At 56.4% G+C, this 15,695-nt stretch carries 15 protein-coding genes; 5 read left to right on the forward strand and 10 right to left on the reverse strand.

Annotated features, from left to right (window positions below):
- Positions 1-54 precede the first annotated feature (54 nt).
- The 3 genes from R1T41_RS06880 to R1T41_RS06890 are packed head-to-tail and all read left to right on the forward strand — an operon-like array spanning position 55 to position 2,348.
- Positions 55-585 carry a thioesterase family protein gene (locus R1T41_RS06880; protein WP_085642632.1) on the forward strand — a complete coding sequence of 177 codons (531 nt, stop codon included), beginning with the start codon at positions 55-57 and terminating at the stop codon, positions 583-585.
- 37 nt (positions 586-622) lie between these two features.
- On the forward strand, positions 623-1,429 hold the full coding sequence (locus R1T41_RS06885) for an enoyl-CoA hydratase (RefSeq protein WP_317340828.1): 807 nt from the start codon (positions 623-625) through the stop codon (positions 1,427-1,429).
- A 25-nt stretch (positions 1,430-1,454) separates the two neighbouring features.
- Complete coding sequence (locus tag R1T41_RS06890; protein ID WP_317340830.1) at positions 1,455-2,348, forward strand: NAD(P)-dependent oxidoreductase; 894 nt, start codon at positions 1,455-1,457, stop codon at positions 2,346-2,348.
- 224 nt (positions 2,349-2,572) lie between these two features.
- Here the strand turns inward: R1T41_RS06890 and R1T41_RS06895 are convergent, their stop codons facing one another.
- The 8 genes from R1T41_RS06895 to R1T41_RS06930 form a co-directional block, all read right to left on the reverse strand.
- On the reverse strand, positions 2,573-3,055 hold the full coding sequence (locus R1T41_RS06895) for a hypothetical protein (RefSeq protein WP_062950347.1): 483 nt from the start codon (positions 3,053-3,055) through the stop codon (positions 2,573-2,575).
- A gap of 139 nt (positions 3,056-3,194) precedes the next feature.
- Positions 3,195-5,288 carry a glucans biosynthesis glucosyltransferase MdoH gene (gene mdoH / locus R1T41_RS06900; RefSeq protein WP_247741955.1) on the reverse strand — a complete coding sequence of 698 codons (2,094 nt, stop codon included), beginning with the start codon at positions 5,286-5,288 and terminating at the stop codon, positions 3,195-3,197.
- A gap of 112 nt (positions 5,289-5,400) precedes the next feature.
- Positions 5,401-7,143 (reverse strand): glucan biosynthesis protein, encoded by a 1,743-nt coding sequence (locus R1T41_RS06905; protein ID WP_317340833.1) that lies wholly within the window; start codon positions 7,141-7,143, stop codon positions 5,401-5,403.
- Between the two features lie 61 nt (positions 7,144-7,204).
- Positions 7,205-7,447, reverse strand: coding sequence for a hypothetical protein (locus R1T41_RS06910; RefSeq protein ID WP_170954114.1), 243 nt, complete (start codon positions 7,445-7,447; stop codon positions 7,205-7,207).
- Positions 7,448-7,576: 129 nt separating this feature from the next.
- Positions 7,577-9,175 (reverse strand): gamma-glutamyltransferase family protein, encoded by a 1,599-nt coding sequence (locus tag R1T41_RS06915; RefSeq protein WP_317340836.1) that lies wholly within the window; start codon positions 9,173-9,175, stop codon positions 7,577-7,579.
- An 18-nt stretch (positions 9,176-9,193) separates the two neighbouring features.
- Positions 9,194-10,714: a tripartite tricarboxylate transporter permease gene (locus tag R1T41_RS06920; protein WP_062950340.1), complete on the reverse strand. Its 1,521-nt coding sequence runs from the start codon at positions 10,712-10,714 to the stop codon at positions 9,194-9,196.
- Positions 10,715-10,731: 17 nt separating this feature from the next.
- The gene (locus R1T41_RS06925) at positions 10,732-11,283 is read right to left on the reverse strand and encodes a tripartite tricarboxylate transporter TctB family protein (RefSeq protein ID WP_114109329.1); all 552 of its coding nucleotides are present in this window, start codon (positions 11,281-11,283) and stop codon (positions 10,732-10,734) included.
- Positions 11,280-12,224, reverse strand: coding sequence for a tripartite tricarboxylate transporter substrate binding protein (locus tag R1T41_RS06930; RefSeq protein ID WP_062950336.1), 945 nt, complete (start codon positions 12,222-12,224; stop codon positions 11,280-11,282). Before R1T41_RS06930 ends, R1T41_RS06925 begins: the two co-directional genes overlap by 4 nt.
- Positions 12,225-12,462: 238 nt before the next feature.
- Between R1T41_RS06930 and R1T41_RS06935 the strand changes: the two genes are divergently transcribed.
- Positions 12,463-13,296, forward strand: coding sequence for a sulfite exporter TauE/SafE family protein (locus tag R1T41_RS06935; protein WP_037988410.1), 834 nt, complete (start codon positions 12,463-12,465; stop codon positions 13,294-13,296).
- 127 nt (positions 13,297-13,423) lie between these two features.
- Positions 13,424-14,095 carry a FadR/GntR family transcriptional regulator gene (locus R1T41_RS06940; RefSeq protein WP_209220669.1) on the forward strand — a complete coding sequence of 224 codons (672 nt, stop codon included), beginning with the start codon at positions 13,424-13,426 and terminating at the stop codon, positions 14,093-14,095.
- 19 nt (positions 14,096-14,114) lie between these two features.
- On the opposite strand, the gene R1T41_RS06945 is transcribed toward R1T41_RS06940, so the two are convergent.
- Positions 14,115-14,870 (reverse strand): aspartate/glutamate racemase family protein, encoded by a 756-nt coding sequence (locus tag R1T41_RS06945; protein WP_317340842.1) that lies wholly within the window; start codon positions 14,868-14,870, stop codon positions 14,115-14,117.
- Entirely contained in the window at positions 14,867-15,694 is an 828-nt protein-coding gene (locus R1T41_RS06950) for an ABC transporter permease (RefSeq protein WP_062950324.1), read from the reverse strand. The genes R1T41_RS06945 and R1T41_RS06950 overlap by 4 nt, the downstream gene beginning before the upstream one ends.
- Position 15,695 lies beyond the last annotated feature (1 nt).

Raw genomic sequence — 15,695 nt, forward strand, 5'->3', positions numbered from 1 at the left:
CATGCAAACGGGCCGCATCCCTCACCCGGCATATATCGGCACAAGGAGCCTGTCGTGAATCTGATTTTCCGACTGATCCGTGTGCTGGTCTTGTCCTGGTTGCGGCCCGGTCTGCATCCGCTTGATCCGTCTGTCTTGTCATTCCGTGCATGGCCACTGGATCTGGATATCAATGTCCATATGACCAATTCGCGCTACTTCGCCCTGATGGATCTGGGACGCACCGAACTGATCCTGCGCAACGGCATTGCCAGACAGATGCTTAAACGCAAATGGCAGCCCGTCGTGTCCGGTTCCACCATGCGGTTCAAGCGCGCGATCAAACCGTTTCAGCGCTTCAAGCTCGAAACGCAGGCCCTTTATTGGGACGAGAAGGGTTTCTATCTGGAACAGCGCTTTACCGCGAAGGGCAAAACTCTGGCACTTGGCGTTGTGAAAGCCGTGTTTGTCGGCCCTGATGGCATCGTCCCGCCCGAACAGATTTGCAGACTGGTTGGGGCGGACGAAACATCGCCGGTCATGCCCGACTGGCTTTCAGGCTGGCCGGACATGGAAACCGCCATCGAAGCACGGCTTGCCGCCTGACAAAAGAACCGGGCACAAGCCCGCGGGAGGAATTCTTATGACTTCAACTGATGCCGTCTTGCTGTCGATCACCGATCAGATCGCAACGATCACCCTGAACCGGCCCGACCGGATGAATGCGCTTGATCAATCCATGATCGAAGGGCTTGGCACCGCGCTTGACCGGATCGAGGCGGACATTGCCAATATCGGCGCGGTCATTATCGAAGGATCAGGCGGCACTTTCATGGCCGGTGGCGATGTGAAGTTCTTTTATGAGATATCAAAAAACCCGGCCGAAGAATCCCGCCCCCTGATCGAAACCATGATTAACCGGGTGCATGACATCATCATCCGCCTAACCGCCCTGCCCCGTCCGGTTATTGCAAAGCTCGAAGGGGCGGTTGCCGGGTTTGGCATCAGCCTGATGAATGCCTGCGATCTTGCGGTTGCCGCCGAAGAAACCGTTTTCACACTGGCCTATATCCATATCGGCACATCACCCGACGGCGGATCAACCCATTCGCTGCCCCGCCTTGTCGGCATGAAGAAAGCCAAGGAAATCGCCTTTCTTGGGGATCGGTTCACCGCGACCGACGCCCACGAATGCGGCCTGATCAACAAGGTCGTCCCCGCCGATCAACTGGCATCGGCGACAGCCAAATATGCGACACGCCTTGCCGCCGGTCCGCGCGATGCCCTTGCCCGAACCAAGGCGTTGCTCAACACCGCGCCCGAAACCGATCTGGCAAAACAATTGGCCCGCGAAGCCACCGCCTTCGCCGATTGCGCCGGAAGCCACGACTTCCGCGAAGGTGTCCGCGCCTTTGTCGAAAAACGCAGCCCGCAATTTGGCAAATCATAAATAAGAAAATTCAGGGAAGAAAATCATGGCAAGTTTAGCTGGCAAAACACTGTTCATCACCGGCGCATCGCGCGGGATCGGCAAGGCAATCGCGCTGCGTGCGGCACGCGACGGGGCAAATGTCGCGATCATCGCCAAAACCGATGAACCCCACCCCAAACTGCCCGGCACCATTCACAGTGCCGCCGCCGAGATCGAGGAAGCCGGTGGCAGAGCACTCGCCCTTAGAACCGACATTCGCGAAGAAGACCAGATCGCCGATGCCGTCGCCAGAACCGTTGAAACCTTTGGCGGGATCGACATCCTGATCAACAATGCCAGCGCGATCAATCTGACCCCGACCCTGCAAACACCGATGAAGCGGTTCGATCTGATGTATCAGGTCAACACCCGGGCCAGTTTCGCCTGTGCGCAGGCCTGCCTGCCGCATCTGATGAAATCGGACAACCCGCATATCCTGACCATGTCGCCACCGCCTAACCTGTCGGCACAATGGTTTGCCAATCACACGGCCTATACGATTTCAAAATACGGTATGAGCCTCGTGACGCTGGGCCTTGCTGCGGAATTCGAAGACGAAGGTGTTGCCGTTAACTCGCTTTGGCCCGTCACCGTGATCGAAACCGCCGCCCTTAACATGATCCCCGGCCTTGAACAGGGTCGCGCGCGTAGCCCCGAAATCCTTGCCGATGCCGCGCACGCCATCCTGACATCCCCCGCACGCGACGTTACGGGTGGTTTCTTCACCGATGAAAGCGTGCTCGAAGCCATCGGGATCACCGATTTCGAACCCTACAACCTGACACCGGGCAAGGCTCCTTACCCGGACTTCTTCCTTGAACTGGACCGGAACGGCAAAAACGATCCGGCCGTCGCCCGGCTTCTTGAAAAACTGTCCGCGGCCCGCAAGGCCGCCTGAACCCTTTTTCGTCGGCGTTGGGGAGTGTGTGCCCTGACGTCATCGGGATCTGATTTCAATCGGGATCAGGTCCCACTCGCCCGCTGAACTCGACCCGCCCTTTTGGGCGGGTTCTTTTTTGGCCATATGCACAAACAACAAAGCACCGCCTTTATGGCAGTGCTTCGTTGGTAATGCGCAAGTGACGTTGAGGGTAAGACAAGTCAGCGCAAATCTTTAAATTCTTAGGACGCGGCGCGACGATCCAGCGACTGGCGCGGCATCACACAGCTTTTAACCGCCGGAGTCGGGCACATCATCTGTACCGACAGGGCAAGGGCCAGGTCATTGTTGCTGTGTTCACGATCCAGAAAACGCTCGGACCATGCCTTGTCGCAGTTGGCCGACAGGAAAGCACAGCGCATCATGGCAAAGCCGGAAGAACCAAAACAGTTGTTCTGGCCGCTCAGATCGGCAAACCAGCTTGCGATGGCATCGTGGGCCGCCTGATCAAGGATGTCCTGCATGCTTTCTTTTTCGGTCGTCGCAACGGAGTCCTGCTGCAACGCGGTACGCAGCTCGTTCACCAGACGCTGATGGGCCTGCGGATTATCAACGCTAAACGAGCGCAACCATGCACGCGCGGTCTCGTCGATCAGACGGGTCACTGCGGCAGATTCAAAAGCAGCGTAGGCGTAACCTTTGGATGCGATGGTCAGGTCAGTCATGTTTGCGGCCCCTTCGGGCTAAATGGCGACAATCGGCGATTAACTCTTTGGTAAGGATTATGATCACCGAAAAACCGCGGCATATTTTGATCAAATCGGGGCGTTTTTGTGGCGCGACCCATGCAAGAAAATCAATGCACTATGACGAATTAGCAGGCAGCTTTGCATTTTCGTCCTTTTTCCCCGCCATGATCTGGTCAAGCGGCTTGACCGGCCACGACAGGATCTTGAGCTTCTCGTCCCGTGTCAGGCTTTCGACCCCCAACCGGGCCAGCTTTTCATAGATGATCCCGATCTCGATCTGGGTCCGACGGTCGGGTTTGCGCGCGGGCAAAAGGGCCGAATGCAATGCGTTGGCAAACGGGTCCTCGATCAGGCGCAGCAACCCGTCCTTGACATCCTCATCGGGTGCTTCCGCCGTCAGGCGCGCCAATGTCGCAAGTTCTTCGGGAGATTCGGTTTCTTCCGGTGTGACAAAAAGATTCATCCGGCGCGCCGCACGCCCGATGGCAAGGCTGCTTGACCAATGCGTCAGCCACGGTGCCAGAACAAGCCCCGCCAGAATTGGCGACAGCCACCAGAAGAACGCCGTATCCACAAATAGCGCCACCGCCCCCCAGATAAGGCCGATCACGATGATCGTCCGATGGGTTTTAAGTGCGGCCTTAAACGGCACACCGGTATCATCACGTTCCTGCGCGTCCCAACCCACCTGATTGCCGGTCAGAACCGAAAACACGAACTGCGCGTGCAGCATCATCATGATCGGTGCCTGAAGGGCGGAATAAAGCGTTTCAAGAATACCGCTCGCCAGCACCATGACCCCACCGTATTTCTTCCGGTCACGGCCAAGGCAAACCATCAGGATCGAGATGATTTTGGGCACCACCAGCATACCGATGGTAAAGACCAGCAGCACCAGCATCTCGAACGACCGGTCAACCGGCCATTGCGGGAACATCGTGAACTGGCTGGGGAAGAAGCTATAGGTCAGTTGCGTGTTTTGCAGCGTCGCAATCGTCGAAGACAGCAACAGCAACAGCCACAGCGGCGAGGAGCCAAAGCTCATGACCCCCATGAAGAAATGCAAACGGCTAAGCGGCCGGAATCCCGGCGCAAACAGAAGCCGCGCATGCTGCATATTGCCCTGGCACCAGCGGCGATCACGGATCGCATAATCAATCAGGTTCGGCGGCAATTCTTCCCAGCTACCTTCAAGCTGCGGGATCAGCCAGCAACGCCAGCCTGCCTTGCGCATAAAGGCGGCCTCGACGAAATCGTGGCTCAGGATATGCCCGCCCATCGGCGGCTTGCCCGACAGAACCGGCAACCCGCAGCAATCAATGAACGCCTGCACACGAATGATCGCGTTATGGCCCCAATAGTTCGAACTGCCCATGCACCAGAACGACAGACCCGCCGACATGGTCGGGCCATGAACGCGCGAAATGAATTGCAGGATACGGGCAAACAGGGTCTGACGGCCGGTCGGCTGCGGCGGGCTCTGGATGATCCCGGCATCGGGATTGTTTTCCATCAGATAGGCCATATTCACCATGGCCTCGCCCGACATCACACTATCGGCGTCAAAAACGATCATGTGATCGTAATGCGTCGCATAGGTCTCGCAGAATTCCTTGAGGTTCCCGGATTTGCGTTCGGTATTTTCCGCACGACGGCGGAAGAATATCTTGCCGCGCGCTTTCAGATCCGCACAGGCCTTGGCCCATGCAACTTCCTCGGCGATCCAGATATCCGGGTCGCGGGTGTCGGACAGAACAAAGAAATCAAACGCATCAATTTCGCCCGTCGCGGCAAGGCTTTCATAACTCGCACGCAGTCCGGCAAACACCCGGTCCGGGTCTTCGTTATAGACCGGGATGACAATCACGTTCTTGGATTTCAGCGACCCTTTGCGCGTAATCGGCTTCAACCGTTTCAGCGTAATGGCATCCAACCCGAACCCACGCAGGAATATCCCGACAATCCCTGTAAAGAAAGACAGCGAAATCCATGCAAAGTTGATCGTGAAGAACGCAATAACCACCATTTCCATGACGGTAAGCTGATCCGCACCCAATACATCCGCCATCAGCCACGCGGCATAGGCGGTTGCAAAAATCGACGCCCCAAACAGGAAAATGCGCCGCGACCCGACACCGGGACCGCGCAGCTTTACTGTCGGATCAAGGTTATCATCATCAACGCCATTTTTGGCCGCACTATCGGACATGGGATCGGAAATCCGGTTCATAAGGTTCTAGTTTTCCCTGAATGCAACTTGCGATATTCCAAGCGAAACGCAATACGCGGCCAAATGTGCCCAACCGGAATTGCCGCAGGCATCAAAATACCCACGGCATGGTCCATGTCTCGCTCAGCACCCTGTCATCATATTGCAGGAAGGCGCGCAGATTTGAACTTTGGGCTTCGCCAGTTCCAATCAGGTCGAACATCACGCGAACACCACCGTTTTCCGGGTCCTTCATAAGGCGGATATTACGGATTTCAGCATTCGATGCACTGATATTGGCCTGCAGGTTATCAAGATCGGACAGATAATATTCAAGCTCTTCACCCGCAAAATTCAGAATGAAACGGGTTGCCGCCTGCGCATCATCACCACCGGACGGAATATGCATGATACGCGTGTCTGTTGCCTGTGAAAGCTTGTGCAGATCGCTGCCATCCTGTGTTGCCGCAATCTGATATTCAACGGTCAACTCGCTTCCGGCTTCCGGCTTGTTCTGCGGCACCCAGAACGCAACGATATTGTCGTTGCTTTCGCTCGGGCTTGGAATTTCGACCAGTTCGACATGGCCTTTGCCCCAATCGCCTTTTGGCGTCACCCAATAACCGGGCTGCTGGTCAAAACGGGTATCAAGGTCCTGATAATGATCGAAGTTCCGGTCACGTTGCAGAAGCCCGAAACCACGCGGATTTTCATCCAGGAACGAACTGATCTGCAAGTTGGCCGGGTTATCAAGCGGCCGCCAAAGCCATTCGCCCTTGCCATTATTGATCAGAAGCCCGTCGCTGGAATGAACTTCTCCGCGATAATCTTCGAACCGGCGCCGTTTCTGTTCACCGTAAAGGAACATGCTGTTGAGGGGGGCCAGACCGATTTTTTCAACACGGTCGCGGAAAAACAGCGTGCTGCTGACATCGACCTTGCTGTTGTTACCGGGGCGAATGTCAAACCGATAGGCACCGGTCAACCGCACGCTATCAAGCAGCGCAAAGACGGTGATTTTGCGTTCGCCCTCTTTCGGGGCAACGATCCAGAATTCACGAAATACCGGAATTTCTTCGCCCGACGGCCCCGCAAGATCAACGGTCAGTCCGCGTGCCATCTGTCCGGCAACCTGATCACGTCCCTGAATACGGAAATAAGATGCACCAAGGAAGGTCGCCAATTCATCACTACCCGCAACATTCCCCAACGGATAACGCAGGCGGAAACCGGCATATCCCTGTGTCGAAAAATCATTGCCCGACAGGCCGGTTTCACCAAAATCAAACAATCCCGCAGAATACGGCACAGCCTGCACCTGGCCGTCACGCACAAGGTTTATCGCAACCGGCACATCATACATGTTGCCCGGATGATAAAGGTCCAGCGCAAAGCCCGAATTTGCCTGACTGAAAAATGCCCGCTGGGATTTGAAGCGGATTTTCGCATAACTTTCCGGGCTCAGATTGGCCAATGCTTCGGGCAAATCACGATGCGGATTTTCAAACGGCTGCGTTGCAAGATTGCGCGCCCGTTCGATCACCTGTGCCGGATCAAAGGCCACCGGCACGGAAACCGCCGGTTTTTCAGCCGTTTCGGGTGAAGCAGCCGCATCACCTTCAACGGGTTGTACAGGATTATCAGCAGCGGTTTCGCCATTACCGGCCGCGACCGGTTCAACTGGCGCGGTCTGTTCCGGTGCATTCGGCGACGGGGCTACCGTCGGCTCGGTGCTTTCTACTACCGGGCTCTCGGCTACCGGACTGGTCGTCCCGGTCCCGGCCTGTGCCGGTACAGCAGGCTGCGTGCCTGACGACGTTTCGGTTGTGGTGCTGCTGTCCTGGGCGTGTACCAAGCCACTCGCCCCAAACGTTAAAAACCCTGCAAGCGCAACCGCAAGCAGAGCATGAACCGAGCTACTGGTGACACGCTTTTGAAATCTGTACATATTTCCCGTCTGAGTTTCCCGACTGATCAGCGAATTTCCCGCTAAAGATGTTTTTGCTTAAAGAACGGGGCAGCAATGTGACAGCATATTGATAAGAATCCGGTGCTGCCAGCATTTCAAATTCCGTATTCTGCGTCTTTACGCCTGTCCTGACCAGACTCAAAGCGGCATTTTTGCATGGGGTATCCCCCTGAAATGCGGTGATTTCCATCTTGACGAACCGAAAAATATTAGCGGTTCAAAATATCGGATTTCCATAAGAAAAGGCCGGTCAAATTAATGACCGGCCTTTCCGTCAGATGAATTAAGGGGAGCTCATCTGAATTGGCGATGCGCGGGATTAATACCCGACCGCACATCCATCCTTGCGCGGATCAGAACCCGCGACATAACCGGCATCGGTTTTCGCAATAAGCTGCGCACCACCAAAACCGAAATTGGTGCTGTCTGGTGCTTCAACCTTGATCGCATGCCCTTTGGCTTTCAGGGCATCAATCACATCCGCCCCGACCGAGGCCTCAACAGCAACCTCAAGCCCGGAAAGCGCCTGCCAGCGCGGCGCATCCACCGCCGTTTGCGGGTCCTGCCCCCAAAGCTGGGTCCGCAGTGTCATCTGCAAATGGCCCTGTGACTGCATGGGTCCGCCCATGACACCAAAGCTCATGACCGGATTGCCGTCGTCCCCCATCAGGAAGCCCGGAATGATTGTCTGGAACGGGCGTTTTCCGCCTGCCACCTGATTGGGATGACCGTCTTTCAGGGTGAAACCGAAACCACGGTTCTGCAGGCTGATCGATGTGCCCGGCACAACAACACCGGACCCGAACCCCATATAGTTCGACTGGATAAACGACACCATCATGCCGCTTTCATCCGCCGCCGTGACATAGACCGTGCCACCATGCTTTGGCGCACCCGCCTTGAAATCCTGCGCCTTGCTGGCATCAATCAGTGCCGCACGGGATTTCAGATAATCATCAGACAGCAGATGTTCGACCGTCACATCACGCATGTGATCCAGATCGGCGACATATTCATGCATATCCGCAAAGGCGAGCTTCATCGCCTCGATCTCAAGATGCAGGGCCTCGACCGAGTCCGGGGCATAATCGGCAATGTTGGTATGGCGCAAAATGCCCAGCGCAATCAGGGCTGAAATCCCCTGTCCGTTTGGCGGGATTTCATGCAGCTTGACCTTGCCAAAGCTTTGCGAAATCGTTCCGACCCAGTCGGTTTTATGATTGTCAAGGTCTTCCTCGGTAAGCACCGCACCGTTTTCCTTGGCAAAGGCCGCAATTTTGGCCGCCAGCCGACCGCGATAGAAACTCTCGCCACCGGTCTCGGCGATATCGGTCAGGCTTTCGGCAATCGCACGGTTGATGAACAATTCACCCGCCTTGGGTGCCTTGCCGCCGGGCAGGAATGCCTCGGCAAAGCCCGGCTGCTTGCCCAATACATTGCCACCCTTTTCCCAAAGGGTTGCGATGATCGGCGACACGGCAAAACCACGGCTGGCATATTCGATGGCCGGTTCAAACAGTTTTTCAAACGGCAGTTTGCCGAACTTGTCGGAAATCTCGCGCCAGGCCGAAACCGCCCCCGGCACGGTCACCGATTCCCAGCCGCGTTGCGGCATGGCATCCGCCCCGGCAAAACGTTCCGGCGACCATACCGCAGGCGCACGACCCGATGCATTAAGGCCATGCAGTTCCTTGCCATCCCAGATGATCGCATAGGCATCCGAACCAAGCCCGTTGCCCGTCGGCTCAACCACCGTCAAAGCAATGGCGGATGCCAGCGCGGCATCGGCCGCATTCCCGCCCGCCAGCAACATGCGCAAACCGGCCTGTGCGGCCAATGGCTGGGAAGTCGAGACAACATTGCGCGCAAGCACCGGTGACCGGCGTGAGGCATAAAGCGCGTCATGACGAAGTTTCATTGGAGTCTCCTAATCGGCTTAATCGCCGTCCTGTTCGTCGGTGGCGGGACGGTTCTTTTTACGCATTTTAAGGATGGACCGAACGCTGAAGATAACCGACAGCAACGCCGCCGCCAGAAGGATGGCTGAAATCGGACGGGTAAAGAAGGTCGTCCAGTCCGGATCGCTCATCAATGCGCGGCGCAAATTGGTTTCGGCAATCGGCCCGAGGATCACACCCAGCACCAGCGGTGCGAGCGGATAATCAAGGCTTTTCAGGCCATAACCAACCAGCCCGATAATCCCCAGAAGATACAGGTCCGTCACCCGGTTATTAAGCGCGAACGCGCCAATAACGCAGCAAATGATGACCGTCGGCACGATGAACTGTTTGGGGATGTCCGTCACCCGCAGGAACAGGCGCATGGATGCGACACACACCACCAGCATCATCAGGCTGGAAACGATCATGGCAATGAACATGCCATAGGCCAGATCCGCATGATCCATGATCAGGCGCGGTCCAACCGAAATCCCGTGCACCATAAGCGACGCCATCAGAATGGCATCCACAGCAGACCCCGGAATGCCCAATGCAATCATCGGGATCAGACCGCCACCTGCCGTGGCAGAGTTACCCGCCTCGGACGCAACCACACCATCGGCGCAGCCTTCACCGAATTTTTCCGGGTTTTTGGAACTGCGTTTGGCCTGATCATAAGCCAGCAGATTGGCGATGGATCCACCAGCACCCGGCAACGCCCCAATCAGAACCCCGATCATCGAAGACCGGAACAGATTGACCGGCGCCATCAGGACTTCGCGCATGACTTTCCATGTCTTGAAGTCGATCACATCGGGGATCAGCGCCTGATTGGTTTTCTTGCCATGAATTTCGACTTCGCTCAGAAGCTGGCTGATCGCGAAAATACCAATCAGCACCACAAGGAACGGCAAGCCCGGCATCAAAAGATCGGTGTCAAAGGTCAGGCGCGATTTGCCCATCATCGGGTCCGGGCCGATGGTCGCAATGCCAAGGCCAATGACGCCCGCGATCAAACCACGGATTAACGAATTCCCGACAAGGCTGGCAACAATCGTCAGTGCAAAGACGATCAGCGCGAAATATTCCCACGGGCCAAGCTTGACCGCAATCAGGGCCAGCGGCGGGGCGGCCACGATCAGAACGATGGTCGAAATCACGGTCCCGAAGAACGACGCCCATACACCCAGTGAAAGGGCCCGGCCCGGCTCCCCTTTGCGCGCCATCGGAAAGGCATCAAAGGTGGTCGCGACCGAGCTTGGCGTTCCGGGAATCCCCAGAAGGGCGGCACTGATCAGGCCACCGGTGTACCCCCCGACATAAACCGACAGCATCACCGAAACACCCTGCAACGGTTCCATCGCAAAGGTCAGCGGCAGCGTCAGAATGATTGCCATTGTTACGGTAAAACCGGGGATGGCCGCGGCAATAATCCCGGCAACCGACCCGATCAGCATGTATGTCAGGGTATCAAAGGCAAATACCTGATGGGCCCCGGCAAGAAACGCATCCAGCATAATTTAAACTTTCCCGCCTAACCCGCGAACAGAACGCCGCGCGGTAAGAACACATTGAAAACTTCTGCAAACAGCAGGTTCAACCCGACCGAAAAAATCAGGGCGGCGATGATGGACTGAATGACGGTTCGTCGCGAAACACCCGCAATCATCAACTGCGCAATCAGCAGAAAGACAAAACTTGCAAGCGAGAACCCGGTCCAGGGCATAACGCCAAGATAAACCGCGAACAGGACAAACAGACCAATGGCGACCCGACGCACATAAAGCCACTGGGTAAAGGCAGCCCCAACACCCGCAAGGCCCCCCGCCCGCACGATTTCAATGATCGAGCGAACAGCCGCAATCAGGCAAAGCACCGCCAGCAGGGCAAAAACAAGTTTCGGGAATGTGCCCGCCCCCAGCGGTTCCCAGCGGGACGTCGGCAAACCTGCCGCCATCGAGGACAGAACAACAGAAACGCCACCAAAAACGATATAGGAGATCAGCCGCGCCAATTCGGTGCGGGCGCGCGAAGCAGCGGATACACCTGTATCCGCTGCTGCTGCCTCCGTCACCTTGACGGTCATCCTTCGAGCTTGCCTACAAGCTTCGCGATGGTCGCGTTCAGCTTATCAAGATAGGCGCTGTATTTTTCCTGACCATAAAACACCGGATCGGCACCGGCATTTTTCATCAGCTTGATCACGTCTTCGCGCTGCATGACCTTTTCGATATGAGCTTCAAGCGCATCAACGGTTTCCTGCGGCGTACCTTTCGGCAGAACCACACCACGCGTGATCACCAGCTCGGCATCCATGCCAAGTTCCTTAAGCGTCGGGACATCCGGTGCATCATCGGTGCGTTCCTCGGTACCAACGGCTGCGTAAATCAGATCACCATTGTCGACGAACTGCTTGGCCGACGAAATATCGCCAATCGCGATATCGATGTTACCACCCATCAGGGCACGGATACGCTCACCCGTGTCGGTATACCCGACATAGGAAAACTGAAGGCCCATGGCTTCTTCGATCATCGCGATATGAACATGCGGGATCCCGCCCAGCGTCACACCGGCACGAACGGCACCCGGATGTGCCTTGGCATAGGCAACCAGTTCTTCAAAGTTCGAGAAATTGTCGTTCTTCGACAGCGTCAGATACTGCGGCGATGACGCCACCAGCGCGACCGGGATGAAGCTGTCCCAGTTAAGCTCGGTAATCCCGGTCTGGTTCGATACCAGAAGACCTTCGTGAATCTGCGAAATGGTATAACCATCTGCCGGGCGTTTGGCGAATTCGGCAAGGCCGACATTGCCACCCACGCCGGGCATGTTGATAACCGGTACGGCCTGACCGGTTTCTTCGGTAAGGCCCTGGGCAACGATACGCATCAGCGTGTCACTGCCACCACCCGGGCCCCACGGCACGATAAATTCAATCGGTTTTTCGGGATAGCTCTGCGCCTGCGCGGGTGCGGCAAAGGCAGCGGCCATCAAACCGGCTGCTACGGCAATCTTGCGGAACATATGTTCTGCCTCCTGATGAGATTTGATACCTGAGTCTGAACCAATTTATATTTGGTTTGTTCATTTTGTCGCCATATTGTTGGCATTCTTGCATTTGGTTCGCAACTATTAAATCTGGTTAATGCTGATTAATTGCCAGATTAAGCTGATTAACGGCGCAAAACATTTGCCAACTACGACCAATCAGAGTTAGTACCAATACACCTAGATAGTCATTATTGGTTTGGATTGGTTCATCATGATTGAAATCGAAGGCACCATGAGCCTGTACCTGCTGTGGGGTGCAGCAATGCTGTTTGCCGGCATCGTTGGCGGCATCATGGCCGGGCTTCTGGGCGTCGGCGGCGGCATCGTCATTGTGCCGGTGCTGTATCATTTCCTGACCACCATGGGCGTTGATGAAAGCCTGCGCATGCAGGTTGCCGTTGCCACCTCGTTAACGACGATTATCGCCACCGCGATTTCATCAACCCGAAGCCATTACAAAAAGGGTTCGGTCGATATCGCCCTGCTTAAACACTGGGGACCGGCAATTGTCGTTGGTGTCCTGATTGGCACCGCGATTGGCGGTTTTGCCGATGGCCGGGTTCTGACCATCGTGTTTGCCGTCGTCGCCCTGCTGGTTGCGGCCAATATGATTCTGGTCCGGGATCGCGAAACCGATACCCAGAAAAACCCGCCCAAATCCGTCTGGGCGATACTGGGTGTGATCGCGGGCAGCCTGTCGGCCATGATGGGCATCGGCGGCGGCACGATCTGCGTACCGGTATTAAGCTTCCTTGGATATGACATCCGCCGTGCAGTGGGCACCTCGGCCGCAATCGGCCTGATCATCGCCCTGCCCGGCACCATCGGTTATGCGATGTCCGGCATCGGTGTGGACGGGCGTCCGCCCTTCTCGCTGGGCTATGTGAACGTGCTTGCCGCGGCCCTGCTGATCCCGATGACGGTTCTTTTCGCACCGGTCGGCGCACGCATCGCACATTCCATCCCGAGACGGGCCCTTCGCATCTGTTTTGGCCTGTTTCTGGCCATCACATCATTGCGCATGTTCTATGATCTGATTTCCTGATATCTGATTGGGATTGATGCTGTTCCGGACCGATGAAACCGCAAGGGTGCAAAATGTGGGCAACGGCCCGGAACAGATAAGATTTAACAGATAAGATTTAAACGTCCAGATAACGATAAAAAAAGCCATGAATGACATAGCAACCCAGGGGTTGGCAGAAAAGCTGAGAACAAGCTTCGCCGCGGGAGAATTCGTCAAGAACGGGCGCGTCATCGCCGAACGCGAATTGGCCGAACAGCTTGATGTCGGGCGTCGCGCGCTCCGCAAGGCACTGGATCAGCTTGAATCTGACGGCCTGATCTGGCGCCGTCAGGGTCAGGGCACCTTTGTCGGCACCCCGCCCACACCACGCCTGCGCAAGCTCGAAGGACTGGCCACCCGAACAAGCCCCTTTGAAATCATGGAAGTAAGGCAGGAGATCGAGCCCTCGATGGCCCGGTTTGCCGCCCTGCGCGCCTCGCAGGCCGATATCGACACCATGCGCACCATGATCGAAAACGCCGCCAAGGCCCAAAATCAGGGCGAATATGAAAAATGGGATGCGGCCTTTCATCAGAAACTGGCCGAAAGTGTCCGCAACACGCTGTTTCTGGCGGTGTTCGAAGCCGTCAGTGCCGTCCGGCGCGAAGCCGCATGGGCGCGCATGCGTGAAAGCAGCCATTCCGACCGCCTGATCAATGACCTAAGCACCCAGCATCGCGAAATCGTCGATGCCATAGAACAGCGCGACCCCAAACGCGCAGAAGACGCCATGCGGCGTCATCTGGTTCAGGTCGAACAGGCGTTAAAGCAAATCTGACCGGAAATTTGATCCGTGATCATGCCACCGGCGCAAACTCGGCAAATATCCCGTCGTAAGTTTTGACCGGCGGGCTGGCATAGGCCCCCGCCTTGCTGGTCTGAAGCCCAAGCATCCCCATCGCCTCAATCAGCTTGACCGCCGCACTGACCCCGTCAATCACCGGCACGCCAAGCTCGGCCTGCAATCGGTCGGCAATATCGGTCATCCCGGCACAGCCCAGCACAATCGCCTCGGCACCATCTTCGGCAAGGCAGTTTTCCGCCGACGTTTTCAGCGCCAGATAGGCCATATCCGCATTTTCACCCTCGAAATCGAGTGTCCGGACACCCGCCGCCCGCACCACACATTGCGAAGACGCCCCATATTTCGACACCAGATGTTCAAGCGGCCGCACCGATACCGCCATCGGGGTGACGATGGCAAAGCGCGATGCAACGATGGCCGCAAACCGAAGGGCCGCCTCGCATAACCCCATCACCGGCGCCTTGGTCAGGCAGCGCGCGGCATCAACACCGGTATCATCAAAACACGCCACGACATATCCGCTGATCTTCCCGCCCGATGCCCCGTCTGCCTCAAGCCCGCGCATCGCGGCAAGCAACCCGACACTGGCGAATGCCTCGTCATAATAACCCTCGATACTGGCCGGGCCGAATTTGGGGTTCAGGGCCAAAACCTCGGTCCCCGGTGCGACAATACGACGCGCCTGCAAACCAACCTTTTCGGTAAACCCGACCGACATATTGGGATTGATAACCGCGATCCGGGTCATGCCTTTTGCCCCTTGCGATGCCGCAGGATCAGGACCGAACCAAGGGCGATGGCAATCACCACAAACGAAAAGCCCGTCGTCACCGTGCCCAGCGCATAAAGCACTGGCGTCGTCACGTTGGTTGTCATCCCGTAAATCTCAAGCGGCAGGGTATTAAGCGCCCCCGCCGTCATCAGCGTCCGGGCAAACTCGTCATAGGACAGGGTAAAGGAAAACATCGCGACCCCGATCAGGCTGGGGGCCACCATCGGCAGGACAATATGCCAGATGGTCTGCCAACTGCTCGCACCCAGATCGCGTGCCGCTTCCTCATAAGACGGATCAAACCGGTTAAACACCGCAAACATGATCAGAAGCCCGAACGGGAAGGTCCATGTCAGATGCGCGCCAAGGGCCGATGTAAACCATTGCGGCTGCCAGCTAACGATATTGAACAGCAATCCGATGCCAAGCGAAATCAGGATCGACGGCACGATCAGGCTGGCAATCGCCAGATAGAAAATCACGCTGTCCCCCTTGAACCGCTTGCGAAACGCAAGCCCGGCCATAAAGGACACCAGAACCGTCACCACCATGACAATCAGGCCAAGTTTGAGAGATCGCAGGAACGATCCGCCAAAATCCCCGACCGCCTGCTGTTCAAACAGATTGCCGAACCAATGGACTGAAAACCCATTCATCGGGAAGGTCAGACCGCCATTTTCACCCTGAAATGACAGGATAAAAATCGTCAGCATCGGCCCATACAGAAACAGCACAAACAGCGCAAAGAAGGCCGCCAGAAAATAGAAACTTGTCGGGCGCTTTTCACGGGTCTTCGCCATC

The organism is Thalassospira lucentensis (assembly GCF_032921865.1).
Lineage (GTDB): Bacteria > Pseudomonadota > Alphaproteobacteria > Rhodospirillales > Thalassospiraceae > Thalassospira > Thalassospira lucentensis_A.